At 46.9% G+C, this 19,074-nt stretch carries 2 protein-coding genes (1 of these 2 cut by a window edge); both read right to left on the bottom strand.

The genetic code is table 11. From position 1 onward, the window contains the following. Positions 1-3,939: the beginning of a type I polyketide synthase gene (locus AC0C66_RS01310; RefSeq protein ID WP_461845564.1), read on the bottom strand. 9,771 nt of this gene lie to the left of the window's left edge; 3,939 of the gene's 13,710 nt are visible here — the first part of the coding sequence; the start codon lies at positions 3,937-3,939; its stop codon lies off the left edge, out of view. Beyond that, positions 3,923-19,063 (bottom strand): amino acid adenylation domain-containing protein, encoded by a 15,141-nt coding sequence (locus AC0C66_RS01305; protein ID WP_472973467.1) that lies wholly within the window; start codon positions 19,061-19,063, stop codon positions 3,923-3,925. The genes AC0C66_RS01310 and AC0C66_RS01305 overlap by 17 nt, the downstream gene beginning before the upstream one ends. Positions 19,064-19,074 lie beyond the last annotated feature (11 nt).

Genomic DNA, 19,074 nt, shown 5'->3' with positions numbered 1-19,074 from the left:
ACTGCCCTCGCTGTATGTGATCCGCGCCCACATAGACGCCTCACAGCCTTTGAAGATTTGGACATCCTGCAATGCAAAAGGCAGCATGGCCTTTCTGTCTGCTAAACGCGTATCGTTTCCCAGCCTCAAACCGATAGATGCTTGAAATGCCGAATCTATCATGCTTGGATGCAGGACATAATGGTCTTCCGTGTCGGTGATCACAGGAGGCATCGTCAATTTCGCGAGAACTCCGTTTTTGCCGATATATATGCTGTCAATCGCTCTGTGGCTGTCACCATAATGAATGCCCATTTCTGCATAAGCCTCGTAGCAATCAGAAGGTGACAGAATCCGCTCATTATCATTTGCCTTCAGTTCTTCAATGTTGATTACCCGAGGTTCATCAGCCTCACAAAGCACTGCGACCCCTTGTCCATATACAACCGGCGCCTTCTCTGCGCTTTCAGGCTCTTGGCAGATTTCGAATGCAATCTCACCATTGTCCTCAGGATATAAACGTATGTGTATGTCTGCTTGCTGTTCTGTGACGGCAAACGGCCGAACCCAGACGATATTCCGGAGTCGGAATCCTGTCGGGAACTGATCTGCAGCTGCCTTTTCCACAGCCGCCCGTACCATTTCCAATAAAGCTGCACCGGGTAAAACCCGCTCGCCATTAATGACATGGTCCTTTAAGAAAAATTCACGTCCGGTGAACGCTGAACGAAAGCGGACTCCCGACATGTCGGACACATTTTGATGCAGAAGAGGATGTAGGATGTGTCCTTCCTGCTTAGAACGATTAGTCGCCGCCTCAGCTTTTGGCACCCAATAACGCACCTTCTCAAAAGGGTATGTCGGCAAGCTGATCCGTTTTGGTTTCTTTTCCTCATATAGAAGCTTCCAGTCAACCGCAGATCCGTTCGCCCACTGCTCCGCAATCTGATCGAGTTTTCTTTGCTCCAGCAATTTATGTACCGTTTCGGCAGAAAGCGATAAATCGCTTCCTCTTGATATTCGGCCCATCCAGCAATGCTGAATGGATTCGTGCCCTTCTGCAAAAGCCTTCAATTGACCTGATAATTCTTGAATTCCGGTTGCTACAAAAGCCACCCGCTCTTCCATAGGTTCACGACCTACCTGCAATGTATAAGCCAAATCTCTAATCTGAATCCCGTCGTGAAGAAACTCCAAGAGACGTTTTGCATATACACGAAGACGTTCTTGATTACGGGCAGAAAGCGGGATAACAGCGGCCATGTCAGAATCTGACGGCAATGAAACGTCCTGCTCCGCTGTTTGAGGAATGTATTCCTCAAGGATAATATGTGCGTTTGAACCGGTTGCCCCGAAGGAACTAATACCCGCCCGGCGCGGATAAAGGATGTCTTCCTCTTTCTCCTTGATAACAGGCTGTTTCCACGTTTCTGTTTCATGTTGTACATAAAATGGAGACTTTTCAAAATCCACGTACGGATTCAGTTCTTCTGAATGTAAAGAAGGCACGAGTGTTTGATGGTGAAGCTGAAGGGCAACCTTGCTTAAACCGCTGATACCCGCGGCGGATTCAGCATGCCCGATGTTCGATTTAACAGAACCGATTGAACAGAACTGCCGATCCTGTGTATATTGGCGGAATGCTTTCATCAACCCCTGTAATTCGATCGGATCTCCTAAGGACGTACCGGTTCCGTGTGCTTCTACATAACTGATCGTCCGCGGGTCAATTCCCGTTTTCTCTAAGCATGCCTCAATCAGATCAGCTTGAGAAACTGGACTCGGCACTGAAATGCCGCTTACAGTGCCCACATGATTCACAGCACTTCCTTTAATCACTGCATAAATGCGATCTCCATCTTTCTCTGCCTGGTGCAATGGCTTTAATAAAACCGCACCGATTCCTTCAGCCGGCACATAACCGTCTCCATCCTTGCCAAATGTACGGCAGTGCCCGTCAGTGGAAAACATTTCCCAGACCCCGTATGTCATATATTTATTAGGATGCAGGGACAGGTTCACTCCGCCTGCTAACGCGACATCACACTCACCGTGGCGAATGCTTTCCAACGCTAGATGTACAGCAGTCAGAGATGAGGAGCATACCGTATCGACCGCCATGCTCGGGCCGTGGAAATTACAAAAGTAAGATACACGGTTGGCGATTTGCGCATAGTTGAGCGAGAGAGGAAACACATTTTCCGCTGATGCTTCTTCAGCGCCGACTAATGTATAATCCTTATGCATGACGCCTGCAAAAACGCCTACATGCTGCCTTTTGTTCCGTCCTTTAGGCTTGGCCAAAGTCTTCGGCGTGTAGCCTGCATCCTCAATCGTTTCCCAGCAGGTTTCTAAAAACAGTCGCTCCTGAGGGTCCATGGTCTCTGCTTCTCTCGGCGTGATTCTGAAAAATTGAGGATCGAAGCAGTCTGGATCATCAATAAATCCGCCCCATTTGGAAATGTCCTTACCCGAAGGAGATGTGATTCCTTCAAGGCGCCGCAAGTCCCAGCGCGACTCTGGAATCTCGCTAATGCAATCCTTGCCCTCTTTCAGATTGTTCCAAAATTCATGAATATTGTTTGCCTTCGGATACCTGCCCGCCAAGCCGATAATCGCAATGTCGCCTGCTGTCTCAGAAGGTGCAATATGAGAAAAGTCAGCAGGTCCGCTTGTCTTTCGGCCTTCGGCAGCCTTATCGCCGATTATGCTATCGGAGACGTGCTCTCTTTCATTTTGATCAAGGGAACCAGCGGCACAAAAATGCTCAGCATATTCCTCGGCAAGAAACGCTGACAATTCGGCAATGGTGGTATGCTCAAACAAGAGAGTCGGCGAAAGGCTCTCACCGATCTTGTCACTGATGGTTTCTACCACTTCAAGCAAGCCTGATGAATTCAGTCCCATTTGGTAATAGCCGACCTGCTTTTCAATCTGTTCGATCGGCTTATTTATTTTGCCTGCAATTAATTGGCTTACGAACTGTTCAGCCTCGCCATAGGACCCCATACTGCCGGATGAAGATACGGTGTCAGCAGCTTGAGTATGCTCGACTGTGCCCTTTCCCGTCTCTTGTTTCTCCTCTACATCCTGTTGCTTTCCGCTAATCAGCTCTGCTTCCCGCACTAGTTTGCTTGTGAAGTTTTTCAGTTCAGCCACTTTTTCTCCCGAAGCGTTGAAAAATTCAAGTGTTACATAAATCAGCTCTTTTTCCTGCCGGACGGAGGAGCGCTTAATTCTCGTCATGCAATGTGTCTGCAAAAGTGCTGAAGCGGAAAAGGATTCATAGAACAGAGGCAAATACAGCCTCTGTTCTCCTTTAAGCAAAGATGTGAGCAAATTGTTGGCACCCACCCCGCTCCCGTCTATGAGAGTCGGATGAAACATAAAGCCTTCTGCGTGATGCATGGCTTCAGAACCGAGAGAAAGATCAAGAAGGACGCCGTTTTCGTCTTCATAAATGTGACCGCTGGCTTTCATATATTCGCTGTGCACTAACTCCTGACGTCTGCATTGTTCATATACATCATCAAGCTGAATAACGTTTTGCGCAGCTGCTTTAATCTGATTAAGATCCAGTGTTTCTTCAAATACAGCCGGGGAGTGGGCGTGCATGTCAGCCTTCATATAGACCTTTTCTTCTGAAGCTTTATTCCCGCCACGTTTTTCAAAGCCTTTAGCTGTGATTTGCCACTTTCCTTCTTTTTTCTCCGTACACTGGACATCGAGAACGATCACCGCATTCTGTTCCACAATCAGCGGCTGATAGATGGATAAATTCCGCAGCTGAAGCTCTGAGCAGGCGTAGCCGTGTTCTCTGAATATCTGGTAGATCATATCAATATAGGCTAATCCCGGCAGGACATTTTGTCCGTAAACCACATGGTGATAAATAAACGGATTTTTTAACGATAATGTGAGTTGTTTCGTTATATTTTTCACGTTAGACCTCCACCTCATAAGTATCCCATATGTTTGCCGCATCCACTTTTAAGGTCTCCGCTATCGGCTTTGACTCGCCGGGCGAAAACGCCCGTTTCTTTAATGGCGGAGGCGATATTGGACTGCGCTTGCTGGCGCGTTTTTCATCTTCTTCCCACGCCTCTACGATGACATGAGCATTCGTCCCCCCATCGGCAAAACAGTTGATGGCCGCCGCAGGCCGCGAATCTGTCCATTTTTCCAGCGTTCGGGCAAACGTAATATTCGCTTTCCGTTGATCGAAATGCGCCATCTCTTTTTCACCTGATAAAAATGGGACAAAGCGGTGCTCTTTCAGCATCAGTACAACTTTAATAAAGCTGGCGATCCCTTCAGCACATAGCGGATGCCCGATGTTCGGCTTGATGGAGCCGAGAGAAAGAGGCGATGAGTGATTGGAACGGTACACCGATTGGATCGCTTTCAGTTCAAGCAGATCGGTTACCATTGAACCTGACCCGTTTGCTTCAAGATAGCTGATGTCCTCTGGTTTTTTTCCGCTTTTGACAAGCGCGTCTTTCATGACTTCCTTTTGCGCTTCCAGATTAGGCGTGGCCGGGCCTGCCGTTCTTCCGTCGTTATTGACCGAGGCTGCTTTCACGACAGCATATATGGTATCTCCGTCTTCCAGCGCCTGTTTTACTGTTTTTAACATGACCATTCCGACGCCTTCACCCAACACAACTCCATCGGCACGCTCATCAAACACATGGAAGGATGAATGTTTGCTTAAAATGCCGCGCCGGTCGAATAGTCTGTGAGAGGCATCTGAGCTCAGCAAGCTGACACCGCCGACTAAGGCAGATTGAATATCACCGCTACGCAGAGCTTGAATGGCCATATTCATGCCGACCAAAGCTGACGAACAGGCTGTATCTACTACAACACTCGGGCCGCGGACATCAAAAAACTGTGAAATATTGGCCGCTAAATAATTTTGGCCGACTGTCACGATCGGATTCTTAGCATGATGAAGACTCTCTTCATCAGGTTTGTGCTGGCTTCTGCCTCCAATATAAACGCCGACTGGCTTCCCGTTTATTTCCTCAGGTGTATATCCGGCGTGATACAAGAGCTTCAGACACTCTTCCAATACAAGTAATGCTTGCGGGTCCATCGCCCTTACATCTTCTTCATGAAGCAGAAAGAAATCAGGGTCAAAATGGCTGACGTCATCAATCATGCCGGCATAATATGGCGTTTTACAGCCCCAGCGCTCTGCCGGAACCGGAGCGATTGATGAACGTCCATCAGATAATAACGACCAATAGGTTTCTAGCGTATCTGCTCCCGGAAAGCGGCAAGACAGCCCGACAACAGCAATATCTTCTGCATGAGGACCCGGCGAAAGAGTCGTCGGCGCTTGTATCTGGGCGGCAGGAGCACGCTCATTCGCACGGGCAGATACGCCTGCTTCCATTTTGTTCTCCAAAGTTGCTGATGTACCCGATATCCCGCCTCCGAATAGAGCAGACAGCGTTTCGGAATAAGAGCCGATCAGCCAATCTGCGAATCTTTGAATTGTCGGGTATTCATATAGAATAGATGGATCGAGCGCTGCTTCTAATTTGCGGTTTATACGCTGAAGCACCTGTGCCAAAATGATCGAATCCACCCCATAATCTTGAAATAATCCGTCAATCTCAAAGTCTTCACGATCAATTCTCAGCTCTTCGGAAAACAAATCAACAAGCCAGGACTGTGTTTCAGATAATAGCCCCTCACTTTTAGAAATTGCATCGATCCCTTCGTTATCTTTGGCCAGCGGGCTCTGCAAAGTCGATTCCCGCAAACCGTCCTCATGCCGTTTCCTCCGCTTCATCAGTAGCTCCGGCTCCCAATTTGTTTGATTCGCCAGCGCAGGGAGAACAACCGGTTCGAGCGTTTTTGATAAGATTTGATCTAGAAAACGTAAGCCCTCTGAATTCGTAATGCTCAGCAAGCCGCTTTCTCGATATGCATCATTTGTCACTTCGCCCATACCGGTTTCTTTCCAATTCGGCCACTGAACACTGATGATCGGCGCATTTTTCCGATGTGCTTCCGCAAAATAATCCATATAGCTATTGGCCATAGCGTAGTCAGCTTGTCCCGCCGAAAGCTGCGGAATAATGGCTGAAACAGAAGAAAATAATACAAAAAACTGTAATGGCTCGTTACACACGTGGCGATATAGCGTTGTCAGCCCAGCAACTTTAGGCTCCAGCACCCGCTGAATATCATCAGAAGTTTTTCGAATAAACGCCAGAGTGTCCATATCCGTCAGACCTGCACAATGAATGACACCGCCGATCGGTCCTAATGTTCGCTTGATATGTTGCAGCGTTTGCTCAACATGAGCATCATCAGATAACGTAAGCGACAGCATTTGCACTTGCACACCCTGCGCTTCCAGCTCCCGCACTGCCTGAATTTTCTCTGCCGCGGATGTGTTTGATGTCTCAAAACGAGCCCACTCCTCTCGCGGTGGAAGCTGCTCTCGCCCGGTCAGCACCAGCTTTTTCACTCCATAGTGCTCCGCAAAATGCCGGGCACATAATAGTCCGATGCCTCGTGTCCCGCCTGTAATGAAAAGCACATGATCTTTAGGGAAGGTCTTCCTTTGTTCGGCTCCCTCACCTGTTTCAGCATACGCTTTTAGAAAAGCCTGATACCGCAAACCGTCTCTGTAGCAAACCTCCGTATCATGAGAATCTGAATAAAACTCATCAGCGATCTGCTTCGCGAGATGATGATCAATAACCTCCTCTGCGTCCATATGCCTTGATGTAAGGTGGCTGTACTCGCTTTGAAGCATTCGATACAAACCAGCTCGTGAGGCGCCTGCCATTTGGACGGATGTGTTTTGAAACGATTCGAGCCCCTTCGTCACACAAAGCAGCCTGAGCCCCTCTTTATGCCCGAATTCAACCAGTCTTTGCACCCATTCAATCCAATCCAGCTGGTCTTCATCATCTTCACCGCAGCCGATGACATCCACTAGGCCGTCAAACTCTTTCCAATCAATGTCTGGCTGGTACCAGTCTATCCGGCTCACATCTAATATAAGATGGTTCGGAAAATACGTAGACACTTCAGCTGCCAAATCTGCTGTCTCTTGATTGCTCAGGATGGCAACCATTCGTGTCACTGGCACTGTTGAGCCAACCGGGCTCAAACTCCATTGTTTTGTCAAAATACATGCGGTGCGCTTTTCTCTAGCATCAACTAGTTCTTTCTTGTCCGATTCTGAATGTTCCTTTACCGGTACCCAATAGCGATCCTTTGCAAATGGATATGAAGGGAGACTGATCAGGCGCGGTTTGGTCTTGCCGTATAATGTATTCCACTGGATCGTCACGCCTTTGACCCATAAATCAGCAAGTTTAGCGTATTTTCTTTTTCTGATCCAAGCATCAATTGCTATCGCCATATCCTCATCTTCTGTAAAAATGGCCTGGGTTTCTTTATTTCGATTCGACCGTCCCCGGAAGAATGCTTCAGTTTCTTCCTTACCGTCAACAAACGCCTGCAGTTTTTCTTCAAGTTCCTGCACCGTCCCCGCAATACACGCCAGACGCTCATCCATTTCTTCTCGCCCAACTTGCAGGGTGTAAGCGATGCGGTGCAAATCTTTATCTGTATATTTTTGCTTGCGAATCGCCTCCAGAAATTGCGAAACACGATCCATTAGCCTGTTTTTATTTTTAGCCGACAGCACAATCATGTTTGGCTGTTCTGGTGCCGTTTGTTTTGAATTGGCTTTTGGCGTATATTCTTCAATCACAATATGTGCGTTTACTCCGCCAATTCCAAACGAACTGACTCCGGCGCGGCGCGGAAGCTCGTTTCCGTCACGATCTGTGACAGCCTTCCATTCCTGTTTTTCCTGAACGATGTAAAACGGACTGTCAGCCAGCTGAAGATAAGGATTAAGCGTCTCGCAATGCAGGCTTTTCACTAACGTTTTATGCTTCATTTGCAGCAGCACTTTGATCAGACCTGAGATACCTGCGGCAAGCTCCAAATGGCCGATATTGCTTTTAACTGAGCCGATGCCGCAACGGTGATCCGGAATGTCCGGCTGGCTGCCGCCTCTCTTATTGGATAATTCCTTAAACGCGGCTTTCAGCCCGTTTATTTCAATTGGATCACCCAATTCCGTCCCCGTTCCATGCGCTTCGATATATGTGACCGTGCTTGGATCTATGCCTGCTTGGCGATATGCACGCACTAACAAATCAGCTTGTGCTTTCGGATTAGGTGATGTGAGGGTATTGGCTCTTCCGCCGTGATTTTCCGCCGTCCCCCGAATAACACCGTAAATGTGATTCCCGTCGCGCTCGGCGTCTGCCAGCTTTTTCAGCATGACCATTCCGACACCTTCACCTCTGACATAACCATTCGCATCGGCGGAGAAGGTTTTACACCTGCCGTCTTTGCTTAGCATGCCGGCCTTGCTGTAGCTAATGTGCGCCTCCTCGGTTAGGATCGTATTCACGCCTCCTGCGATCGCCATTTCACAATTGCCGCTTTGCATCGCGGTCACAGCACGGTGTATGGCTACAAGAGAGCTGGAACAAGCTGTTTCGACTGGCTCGCTCGGACCGTGAATATTTAAAAAATAACTCATTCTATTCGGGCCAACCGAAGGGATCATATGACCTGTAGCGGCATGGCCTTCAATTGGAAGATTCGCTCTATGGAATAGGTCTTTGTAACCTGTGTTTCCAGTACCGATAAAGATACCCGTCCCTGTACCCGAAAGGCTTTGCGGCGAGCAGCCCGCATCTTCCAGCGCCTTCCACACATACGTCATTAACAGACGTTGCTGAGGGTCTACATAATTGGCTTCTCGCGGCGAAACACCAAAAAACAATGGATCAAACTCTGCGACACCATCAATAAACCCGCCCCATTTGATGTCGGTTTTATTGACTTCAGTGTCAGGATTTCCATAATGCTCCCGCCAATCCCATCGATCTTTTGGAACTTCTGTGATGCTGTCTTTGCCTTCCTCTAGGTTTTTCCAAAATTCATCTATATCCATAGCGCCAGGGAATCGGCCGCTGATACCCACAATTGCAATCGGCTCAAAATCGGCAGTCTGCTTTTTGCTGCTTTCTTCTTTTGCAATAACAGGCTGTTGGAAGCGGTGCTTTCTACGCGCTGTCATTTTCGGAACTTCAGATGATATATTAGTCTGTAACTCTTCTTGCCCCTCTGATTTTTTGCTCTCCTGAACAAAAGTTTCCTCAAATTCATCTATCAAATATCCAGCCAAGCTTTGAATGCTTCCATATTCAAAGAAAATGGTCGGCGTAAGCTCCAATTGATATGCTTCGTTGATCTTGTTTGTAAAGACCGTAAATGTAACCGAATCAAATCCGTATTCACTTAGCTCTGTATTGACATCAATATCTTCACTATCCACTTTTAAAATCGCACTGACCATGTTGCCTAATGATGAACTCAGGCTGTTTAAACTGTGCAATGAGCTTGATCTTTCATCTGTGTCATTAACAGCAGCATCTTGATTCAATTCTCCCGGATGCGCCGCCATTACATATTCAGCCAAGCTTTGGATGCTCCCGTATTCAAAGAAAATGGTCGGCGTTAGTTCCAATTGGTATGCTTCGTTGATCTTGTTTGTAAAGACAGTGAATGTAACCGAATCGAATCCGTACTCACTCAGCTCTGTATTGACATCGATATCGCCAGTGTTTACCTTTAAAATCTCGCCAACCATTTGAATCAAAGACGACTCCAATTTTCGGGTTTGTCCGTGATCCTGATTCGCGTTTCTCTGATCGTTCCGTTTGGCTTTCTCTCCTGCAGAAAGCAGTTTTTGCTTCATTTTCTGAAGCTGCCCTTCCATCACAAAAACTTGCGATTTTTCAGATGCTATTCCTTGATAAAATGCTTTCAAGGCGCTATCTGTTGGCATCGGGACCATTCCCATCGTTTTCAGCATTCTCTGCTCAACTTCAGCGCCGACTTGCATACCGCCTTCTTCCCATAACGGCCAGTTAAAGGAAATGGTTGAGCCGAATCGCTTCTTGGATGCCACAAGAGAACTGCGGTATGCAGCAAATGCATCCATAAACGTATTGGCTGCGGCATAATCGGCTTGTCCAGCGTTTCCTAAACATCCGGAAACAGATGAGAATAAAATGAAAAAGTCCAATGGAAAATCCTTGCTGTATTCGTCTACATGTAACAACCCGCTCACTTTTGGCTGTAACACTTCTAGAAACTCTTCATTCGTTTTATGAACGATGAAGTGATCTTTAATGCTGCCTGCACCGTGAATAATTCCGTTAAGAGTGCCATGCTTTTCTTTGATTTCCTCCATGAGACGCCGAACCGCCCTCTGATCACTTACATCAGCCTCTCGATAGACGACCTCTGCTCCCATGCTTCGCAGAGCCTCCAGTTCATGTTCCTTACGCTCACTCAAAACAGAGCGTCCCGTCAGCACAATAGTGGATCGAACGGTTCGATTAGCAATTTCCTTTGCAAACAGCAGGCCTAATCTTCCTGCTCCGCCTGTAATTAGATAAACACCCTCGTCTCTCCACGGCATATGAAGCTCTTCAGCGGAAGGCAGCGCCATTTCCCGCCAACCTTTCACAAAACGGTTTCCAGCCTCATATCGAATCTTTTTATCCGCAGGCCTCCGACTGTCGTCTTTCAGCTTGAGATGAAGATCATTCATCTCTTCAGGTTTCTCGATTTCGATGACCTGAGCTGTCAGTTTGCTGAACTCTAATTCAGCTGTTTTAAGCAGACCGGAAACACCGGCAAACAATTGTTTCTCTTTTTTTAGTGGAACGATGGCTTGAATCATAATACGGCCGGCAGAATGCTCACGGATCTTTCTTTGCACTAGCTCAAACACGTTCTGCGCGTAAATCTGATAACGTTCAGCAATATGCCCTTCAGCTTCATTCAGAGTTATGACATGGGCATCCTTCAAGTTTGATGCAAGGCTGTCTGTGACACTTCGTTCAGTTTCAAAGAGAACAACAATTTGCTCTGCGAATGAAAGGTCTTCGTCCTCAAATCCGCCCTTCTGTTCTCCCCATACCGGCTCGAGCATTAAGCGTTCATGCTGTGATGAAGGCTTTGATGAATGAACCTCTCCCTCCAATACTCTCGTGGAGAATCCTTTAATCCTGACACATACGTCTCCGCTCTCGCCAATGACATCGATATCCGCTTTCTGAACCATATCTCCGGCGTGATCACCGTCACTTAAGCGGGCATAAGCCCACATAGAAGAAGAACATCCTTTAATCACCTCAAGCTGTTCAAGCGCAAATGGCAAAATCAGCTTTTGATCCGTCAATTCCTGCATGATGCATATTGTTGCCGTCTGCAAGGCGGAGTCCATGATACTCGGGTGCAGCACAAACTGTTCTCTCGTTTCAGAAACGTTTTCTGGAAGCTGCAGCTGCGCCAAAACCTCTCTGTTTCCTATATCCACATTCTTAATTCCTTGGAAGGCCGAACCATGGAACATCCCTCTGCTTCTGCCTTCTTCATAAAATTGATCAGGTGACATCTTTCCTTTGCCGCAGCGGCTTGAAATTTCAGTGAGATCTGCGACCGGCGTTTCGGCGGCAGATACCAGCTCCGCACTGCCTTGACTATGAATAATCGGGTCGGCCCCGTCTTCCTGTGTACTGTAAATGTCAAAAGTGATTTTCCCACCTTCTTCAGGAAAGAGACCGATATCCACTTGAGCCGAATGTTCGTCAACCACAACAGGCTGAACCCAGACTGTATGATTCAATCTGATTCTGATCCCTTGACCATTATTGCTTCCTGTCGCCTGCTCGACAGCCGCGTGCGCCATTTCAAGGTACGCAACACCAGGGAGCACCGGTTTTCCTCTTACCACATGGTCTCTCAGAAAGAATTCCTCACCAGTGAAAACCGAACTGAATTTCTGTTCAGAAAAATCAGATGTATTCTGATGGAGCAGCGGATGAATGAAACCGGTCTCTGTCTGATTGGATGATATTTGACCCGACGGCTTGCGGTCATCCTGCGATGGCCAGTATCGTTCCTTTGCAAATGGATATGTCGGCAGGCTCATTCTGTATGGACGCTCACCTTTGTAAAGCTGCATCCAATCCATATGCGCTCCCTTGCTCCAAATTTCCGCGAGCTTGCTCACTTTTCCTTTGGCCATCCACTTACGGATCAGGTCCGCGCTGTCCTCATCCTCCGTCAGCCATGAAATCTCCCTGGCATTGTGCTTACTTCCTTGAAAACAGCCTTCAATCGCTTTTTTTCCATTGATAAAATCTGTGAGCTTCTGTTTTAACTCATTCACATGATCGGCAGTAAAGGCGACGCGATACTCCATCGCTTCCCGTCCGACCTGAAGGGTATACGCAAAATCAGGGAGCTGGCTAGGCTCAAGCCCTTTTCTTTCCAAATAGGCCAGAATGTCTTCTACATACTCTTGCAGCCTCTCTTTATTTTTCGCCGAGATCGGTATGATGCAGGTCCCGTCTATCTTTTTCTTATCTGAATCCCTTTTGTACTGTTCGAAAATCGCATGAGTGTTTGTCCCGCCAAGCCCGAACGAGCTAAGTGCAGCCCTGTGCGTTTTGATATCACGGCTTAACGTTTTCTTTTGATCAACGATGTAAAAAGGAGAGCTGGCCAAGTCTGTATTTGGATTCGGTTCCTTATAATTGATGCTCGGTGCAAGCTCCTGATGATAAAGACTCATCATGACCTTAATGCAGCCCGCCAGACCGGCGGCCGTATCTAAATGTCCGATATTGGTTTTCACCGACCCAATGCCACAAAATTGCGTTTTATTTGTATATTGCCTGTAAACGTTCGTTAAAGCCGCCAGCTCGATTGGATCTCCCAGCTTCGTTCCAGTTCCGTGCGCTTCCACATAGCAGATGGATTCAGGCTGTATCTTCGTTTGATTCATGACCTTTTGCACCACGTCAGCCTGTCCTTTGACACTAGGAGCATAAAAACCGACTTTGTCGGCGCCATCGTTATTTACACCTATGCCTCTCAGCAAAGCATAGATATGATCCCCGTCTTTTACAGCATCAGCCGCTTTTTTCAGCAATACTACGGCAACACCCTCACCGCCTATCATTCCGTCAGCTGAAGCGTCAAAAGCTTTAATATGTCCGTCGCTCGAAAAGTTAAGACCCGGCTGATGCATATATCCGATATTTGACTCGGTATGCAGCGTTGCACCACCAACTAAAGCATGAGCAGATTCACCTGACAGCAGGCTTTTATAGGCAGAATGCAATCCAATCAGGGACGATGAGCAATTGGCATGGACGAAATAGCTTGGCCCTTTCAGCCCGAGCTTATGGGAAATCATTGTCGGAATCGACCCGCTCTGCGCAAGCACCCACGAGACATAGCCATCCGGCGTTTCCAGACTCTCTGTTGTATCTGACGGCAGCAGCGCGCGATAAGAATTATTGCTTGCCGACATAAAAACACTGGTTTGCGGAATCTGCTTCGCAGCATAACCGGCATCTTCTATTGCTTTCCATGAGTGAGTCAGCAGCATTCGAAGCTGCGGGTCCATAAATTCAGCGTCTTTAGGAGAGATTTGAAAGAAGCCTGGGTCAAATTTGTCTTTCCCATCAATTGAAGATTTAGCCGGGACATAGCTGGCATTCTCCGCTATCTCCTCTGAAATGCCAAAACGCTGAAGCTCTTCTTTACTAAAAAACGTAATGCTTTCCTTGCCGTCTCTGAGGTTCTCCCAAAACTCAGCATGGTTTTTCGCCCCTGGGAATTCACACGATATGCCAATAACCGCCACACTATCCTCATAATAATCTGGGAGTTCGCTCATCTGGGTGGACTGATCTATATGAACTGCCGGTTCTGTCGGCATCGAGGCACTTGTATCGGCCATCCGTTGTTCAGTAATGTATTGGCTGATATTTTTGATCGTTGAGTACTCAAACAGGTCTGTGACAGAAAACTCACAGGATAGTTCATGTTTGATGCGGTCAGCGACAGTAACCGCTAGAAGCGAATCCCCGCCCACATCGAAAAATCCGTCTTCCCATTCAATGTCAGTCATTTTCAGCACATCCTGCCAAATGGTGAAAACCGCATCCTGAATGTTCTTAGGAGAGATCTCCCTTTGCTTTGGCTGCTTCGCTGTAAGTTCTTTATTTTTAAGACTGTTTCTGTCTATTTTTCCGTTCGGTGTTAACGGCATATGGTCAAGCTGAATAAAATAAGAAGGCACCATATAGGCAGGCAAAACGTCTTTTACATAATGACGCAGCTCCCTTGCCCCAAGAGAAGCATTTACATGTTGAGCTGTATAATAGGCAGCAAGCTTATCCATTCCATTCTCTTCAGTTGCAACCACGACGCATTCCTGAATGCCAGGATGCTCACTGAGCCTGCTTTCAATATCGCCAAGTTCAATACGGAATCCGCGTATTTTCACTTGATTATCGATACGGCCTATATATTCAATTCGTCCTCCCGGAAGCCAGCGCGCCATATCTCCTGTTCTATAAAGCTTCGATCCAGGCTCAAAAGGGCTGTCAATGAATTTCGAATTCGTTAATTCTTGCTTTTTGTAATAGCCCTTCGCCACGCCGTCCCCTGCAATGCAAAGCTCACCCGGGACTCCAGCCGGTACTGGAACAAGCTGAGAATCCGTAATATACATTTGTGTATTGGCGATTGGCCTTCCTATCGTGGCATGAGAGCATTCCTCGTTAATACGCTGAACCGCTGACCAGATTGTTGTTTCGGTTGGTCCGAACATATTCCAGGCTTCGCTGCCTGTATGTAAGAAATATCGTTTTAACGTCTCAGGCAAAGCTTCGCCTCCGCATAGAATTTTCACTCTCTCTTCATTTTCCCAGCCTGAATAAAAGAGCATCTTCCATGTAGCGGGGGTTGCCTGCATCACTGTCGGTTTGATCGTTTGGATGTCCTGTTTCAGTTTTTCAACGTCTTTTGTATGCTCCGTTTGACAAATATGGCAGTGTGCGCCCTTTATCAAAGGCAAATATAACTCCAGAGCTGCGATATCAAAACAATAGGTTGTGACAGCGAGCATTTTATCCTCTGGCGAAAGACCCGGTGTTTCTCCCATTGAAACAAGAAAATTTGTCAAAGCTTTATGCGGTATCATGACGCCTTTTGGCTTTCCTGTACTGCCGGATGTATAAATGACATATGCCAAATGCTCCGGCGTGACAGTGCGTGTAAGCACTTTTCGATCAGAGGCTGTTTGTGCGATCTCATCCCAGTCTTGATCTAACAGAGCAGTCTTGATGCCGTTCCAATTCAACGTATTTACTAATTCTGATGTCGTCAGCGTCATGGATACTTCACTGTCCTCCAGCATGTATTCCAGTCGCTCAGCCGGATAGGACGGGTCTAACGGCACATATGCTCCTCCAGCCTTAAGAATCGCCAATAATCCCACCAGCATGTCAAGCGATCGATCCACATAGATTCCCGCCAGACGGTCAGGTCCCACTCCATGCGCCTGCAAATAAATGGCCAGCTGTGTACTTCTTTCATCGAGCTCCCGATACGTCAATGTTTGATCTTCATAGCTGACAGCTGCCCTATCAGGTGTCTTTTTCGCCTGCTGCTCAAATAATTCATGAAAACATGTATATGGATACGTTTTGTCAGTGGCGTTCCATGTTTTGAGAATCATCTGCTCCTCTGCTTCAGGTAATAAAGAATACTCTTTTAAAGGTTGAGAAGGATTCAACATCGCCTGTTCTGTTACATAAACAAAATGATCGAACATCGCGGATATAGAAGCCGCATCAAACAGCGTAGTTACGTACTTGATGTTCAGCTCCATTTTTTCTTCTGTTTCCCACAGTTCAAATACTAGTTCGTATTCGCCCTCTTGATGAATACGATCAATGAAATCGACAGAAAAGAAGTCAGCATAGCGGCTCAACAAGTTTTGATAGCTTCCGGATTGAAGAAAATTTTGATAGAAAAAAGCGGTTTGAAATATTGGTGAACCCGTTTGGCTGCGAGGAGCATTCAAATCCCTCACCATTTTCGGAAAAGGATAAGCTGCATGATCAAGCCCATCCAGCATCGTTAATTGCAATTTTGAAATAAATTCAGAAAAAGTGTCTGCCGGGTTCAGCTCACTGCGAATCGGGAGCATATTGAGAAAGTGTCCAATGGAAGTATCAAATCTTTCTTCCGGTCTCACCATTGCCGGCATGCCGACAATCTGTTCCTTTTGGCCGGTATAACGGCCAAGCAGCACCATATAGCAGCTCAAGAATACCGTCGAAACATTCACGGAATGCTCTTTCGCAAACGCCCTCACTCGATTCATGAAGCCGCTGGGCAGCTGCCGGGTGTATGTATCCTCTTCAAACTCAGAATCAGCTGAACTCGTGCTGACCTTAGGCAACTGCAGATTCGGCAAAGTTCCCGATAGCTGTTTCTGCCAGTATGAACGATGCTTCGCGCCGTCTTCTCCGGCTAGCATGTTCTGCTCCCATGCCGCAAAATCATGATTCATGGCAGGAGAAACTGACACTTCCGGCTGTCGTCCTTCTAAAAGAAGCTTATAGCTGTCAAACAGACAGCGTATAAATGTTACAGATGAAACCCCGTCAAAAATCATATGGTGAATGACAATAAGCAAAAAATGCTCTTGTTCAGATCTGGAAAAACTCATGACACGCACTAATGGGCTGTTTTCCTTTACATACGGTTCCTTTGCTTTCTTTCTAAGAAAAGAAGGAATGGCAGACTCTTTCATACCAGAAATGTCTTCTGTCTTGATTTCAAGCGAAATCCCTGGCTCATTTTTTAGAAATGGTACTCCATCTTTCTCTTGGATGATGTGCTTTAAGATCGGGTGCTGATTCAATACAAGGCCGAAAGCCTGCTGTAATGTTTCAAGGTGAAGCCCTGACGAAAATCGAAAACAGAGAGGTACGTGATATGCACTTTTTTCAGGTGACATTTTTTGCAATGTCCATAATCCTTTTTGAACCTCAGATAGGGGCTGAAAAGATGCCTGACTCTTTTCCGGTTCCGTTTTAAATGTGTCAGTACCCTCCCTGTCAGCAGACAAGCTGCTAATGTCTTCATGATCAGATACATAATGAGCCAAGCGTTCAATCGTAGGATACTTATGTATCTCTCTGGCTGTGAGTTTGATACTGTATTTTTTCTCGATCGACCGAATGAGCTTCATCATCTTGATAGAATTCACTCCAAGGCTCTGGATAGTTGCATTTGGCTCTACCCAATCACGGGAAACATGCAACTCCTCAGTCAAACAGCTGAGCAGATGCTCCTGTACCTCTTCCCTTATTCTTTTCGCATGATCTGCTTGCTGCGTCTCCCCGTCCTGAACCGCACCGTTCATCCGGTTGGATTTATGAAGCAAGGAGTCGAACTCTCCATTTTCAAATGAAGTTTTCAGCTGAGTGCGCTGAATCTTTCCGATAGCCGTTTTCGGAATCTCTTCTTTTTGGACCGGCAGCAAATATTCTGGGGTGACTCCGATCACCTGTGAGACATGGGATTGTATGTTTCTAAGAAGCTGAGACATTTGCTCATCATTCATTTTTGCGGAAGCAACAAAGAAGATAGCCAGCTGATCTGTTGAATTCTGATCCACGCGGACTGCGCAGGCAGCAGTATAAGAAGTTTCGATGTCCGGTAATTCTTCAACAGCAGACTCAATCGCATGACTGTAATAATTAATGCCGTTAATGATAATTGCATCTTTCGTGCGCCCCGTTATGGTTAAGCGCCCGTTTCGCAAAAAGCCAAGATCTCCGGTTTCAAACCATCCATCTTCTGTAAACACACTCTCATTTAAATCCGGGCGCCGGTAATAACCGCTTGTAACGGAAAGACCAGAGACTTGAAAACGGCCAATCTCGCCTTCTTCAACCACTTCATTATGGTCATTCACTATTCTCATAGAGAATCCAGGAATTGGAGAACCTATCTCAACAAAATGATCATCATCACTTGTTGCAGCCCGGGTAAACTCATGAGAAAAAATAACGCCCGATGAAGTTTCGGACATTCCCCATGCAGGTCGGATGGCATCAGCAGGCAGTCCATAAGGTTCTAAAAGCTCAAGCATTCTGCGCCCTACCTTGGCTACCATTGCTTCACCGCCATTGAGCATGTAACGCATTGAGGATAGATCCCATTTCCGATCTTTCATTTCTTCTGCAAAATCAGTGACAAGACCGAACGCAAAATTCGGCGCCCACGTAACAGAAGCACGGTAATGATCAATCCAATCCAGCCATTTCAGCGGCTCCATTAAGATCGTTTCACTTGAGACGTTAATTTCTTGGCAGCCGAGATAGACATCCCGCAAATGCAGCATCCCAATGCCTCCGACATGATCAAACGGCATCCAGTTAAACGTGATATCTTCTCTGGTGAAGCCTTGCATTTGAATAATCCCTTTCACCATACTCATAATGTTTCGATGATTCAGCATAACTGCTTTGGGCGTTCCCGTACTGCCTGAAGTCAGCAATAAAAGCGCTAAGTCTTCAGGACTGGATTGATGCCAATCCGTCTCCGCTTCAGCACTGAGCAGATCCTCTACAGCAATTGCACGGAATTCTTCAAGGTCTTGCTCTTTTGCCCAATTGAGCATTTCCTGGTGCATGTCCCGATCCGTAAGCACCACCGGCTTATCAAGAAGCGTCCATGCGTCTTTCAGCTTTTGAGTCCCGCTGCTCGATTCAGCATATGTTGGCGGAACGGCTAACGGAGCCGGAACAATTCCTGCTAAAACACACCCCCAGAATGCAGGGAGAAGCTGTGAATTGTCGCCAAGCTGCAAAATCACATTTTGTTTTGCTTTCAGGCCTGATTGGCGGAGACCCTTCACGATACGCAACGCATCATTCCACAATCGTCCATATGATTGGTACACTTCAGTTCCATCCGGCTGCAAATAAATGATTCCCTTTGTATCCCCCAGCTCCGCAGCCGTTCTGTATAAAACCTCAGGTATAGTTGCCGGCTGCTCTTCAGATATATGTAAAGTCTCACCATAGCTGACAGAAGGATTAGCTAAATTGCGGGTATTATCATTATTTCTCATCGCGCTGCCTC

Source organism: Bacillus sp. VA13, from assembly GCF_055710085.1.
This window is presented reverse-complemented; position numbering and strand designations above follow the sequence as displayed.

Bases quoted from the DNA above. Each gene is read 5' to 3' on its own strand.
- AC0C66_RS01305 (WP_472973467.1), bottom strand. From the start codon at position 19,063: ATGAGAAATAATGATAATACCCGCAATTTAGCTAATCCTTCTGTCAGC.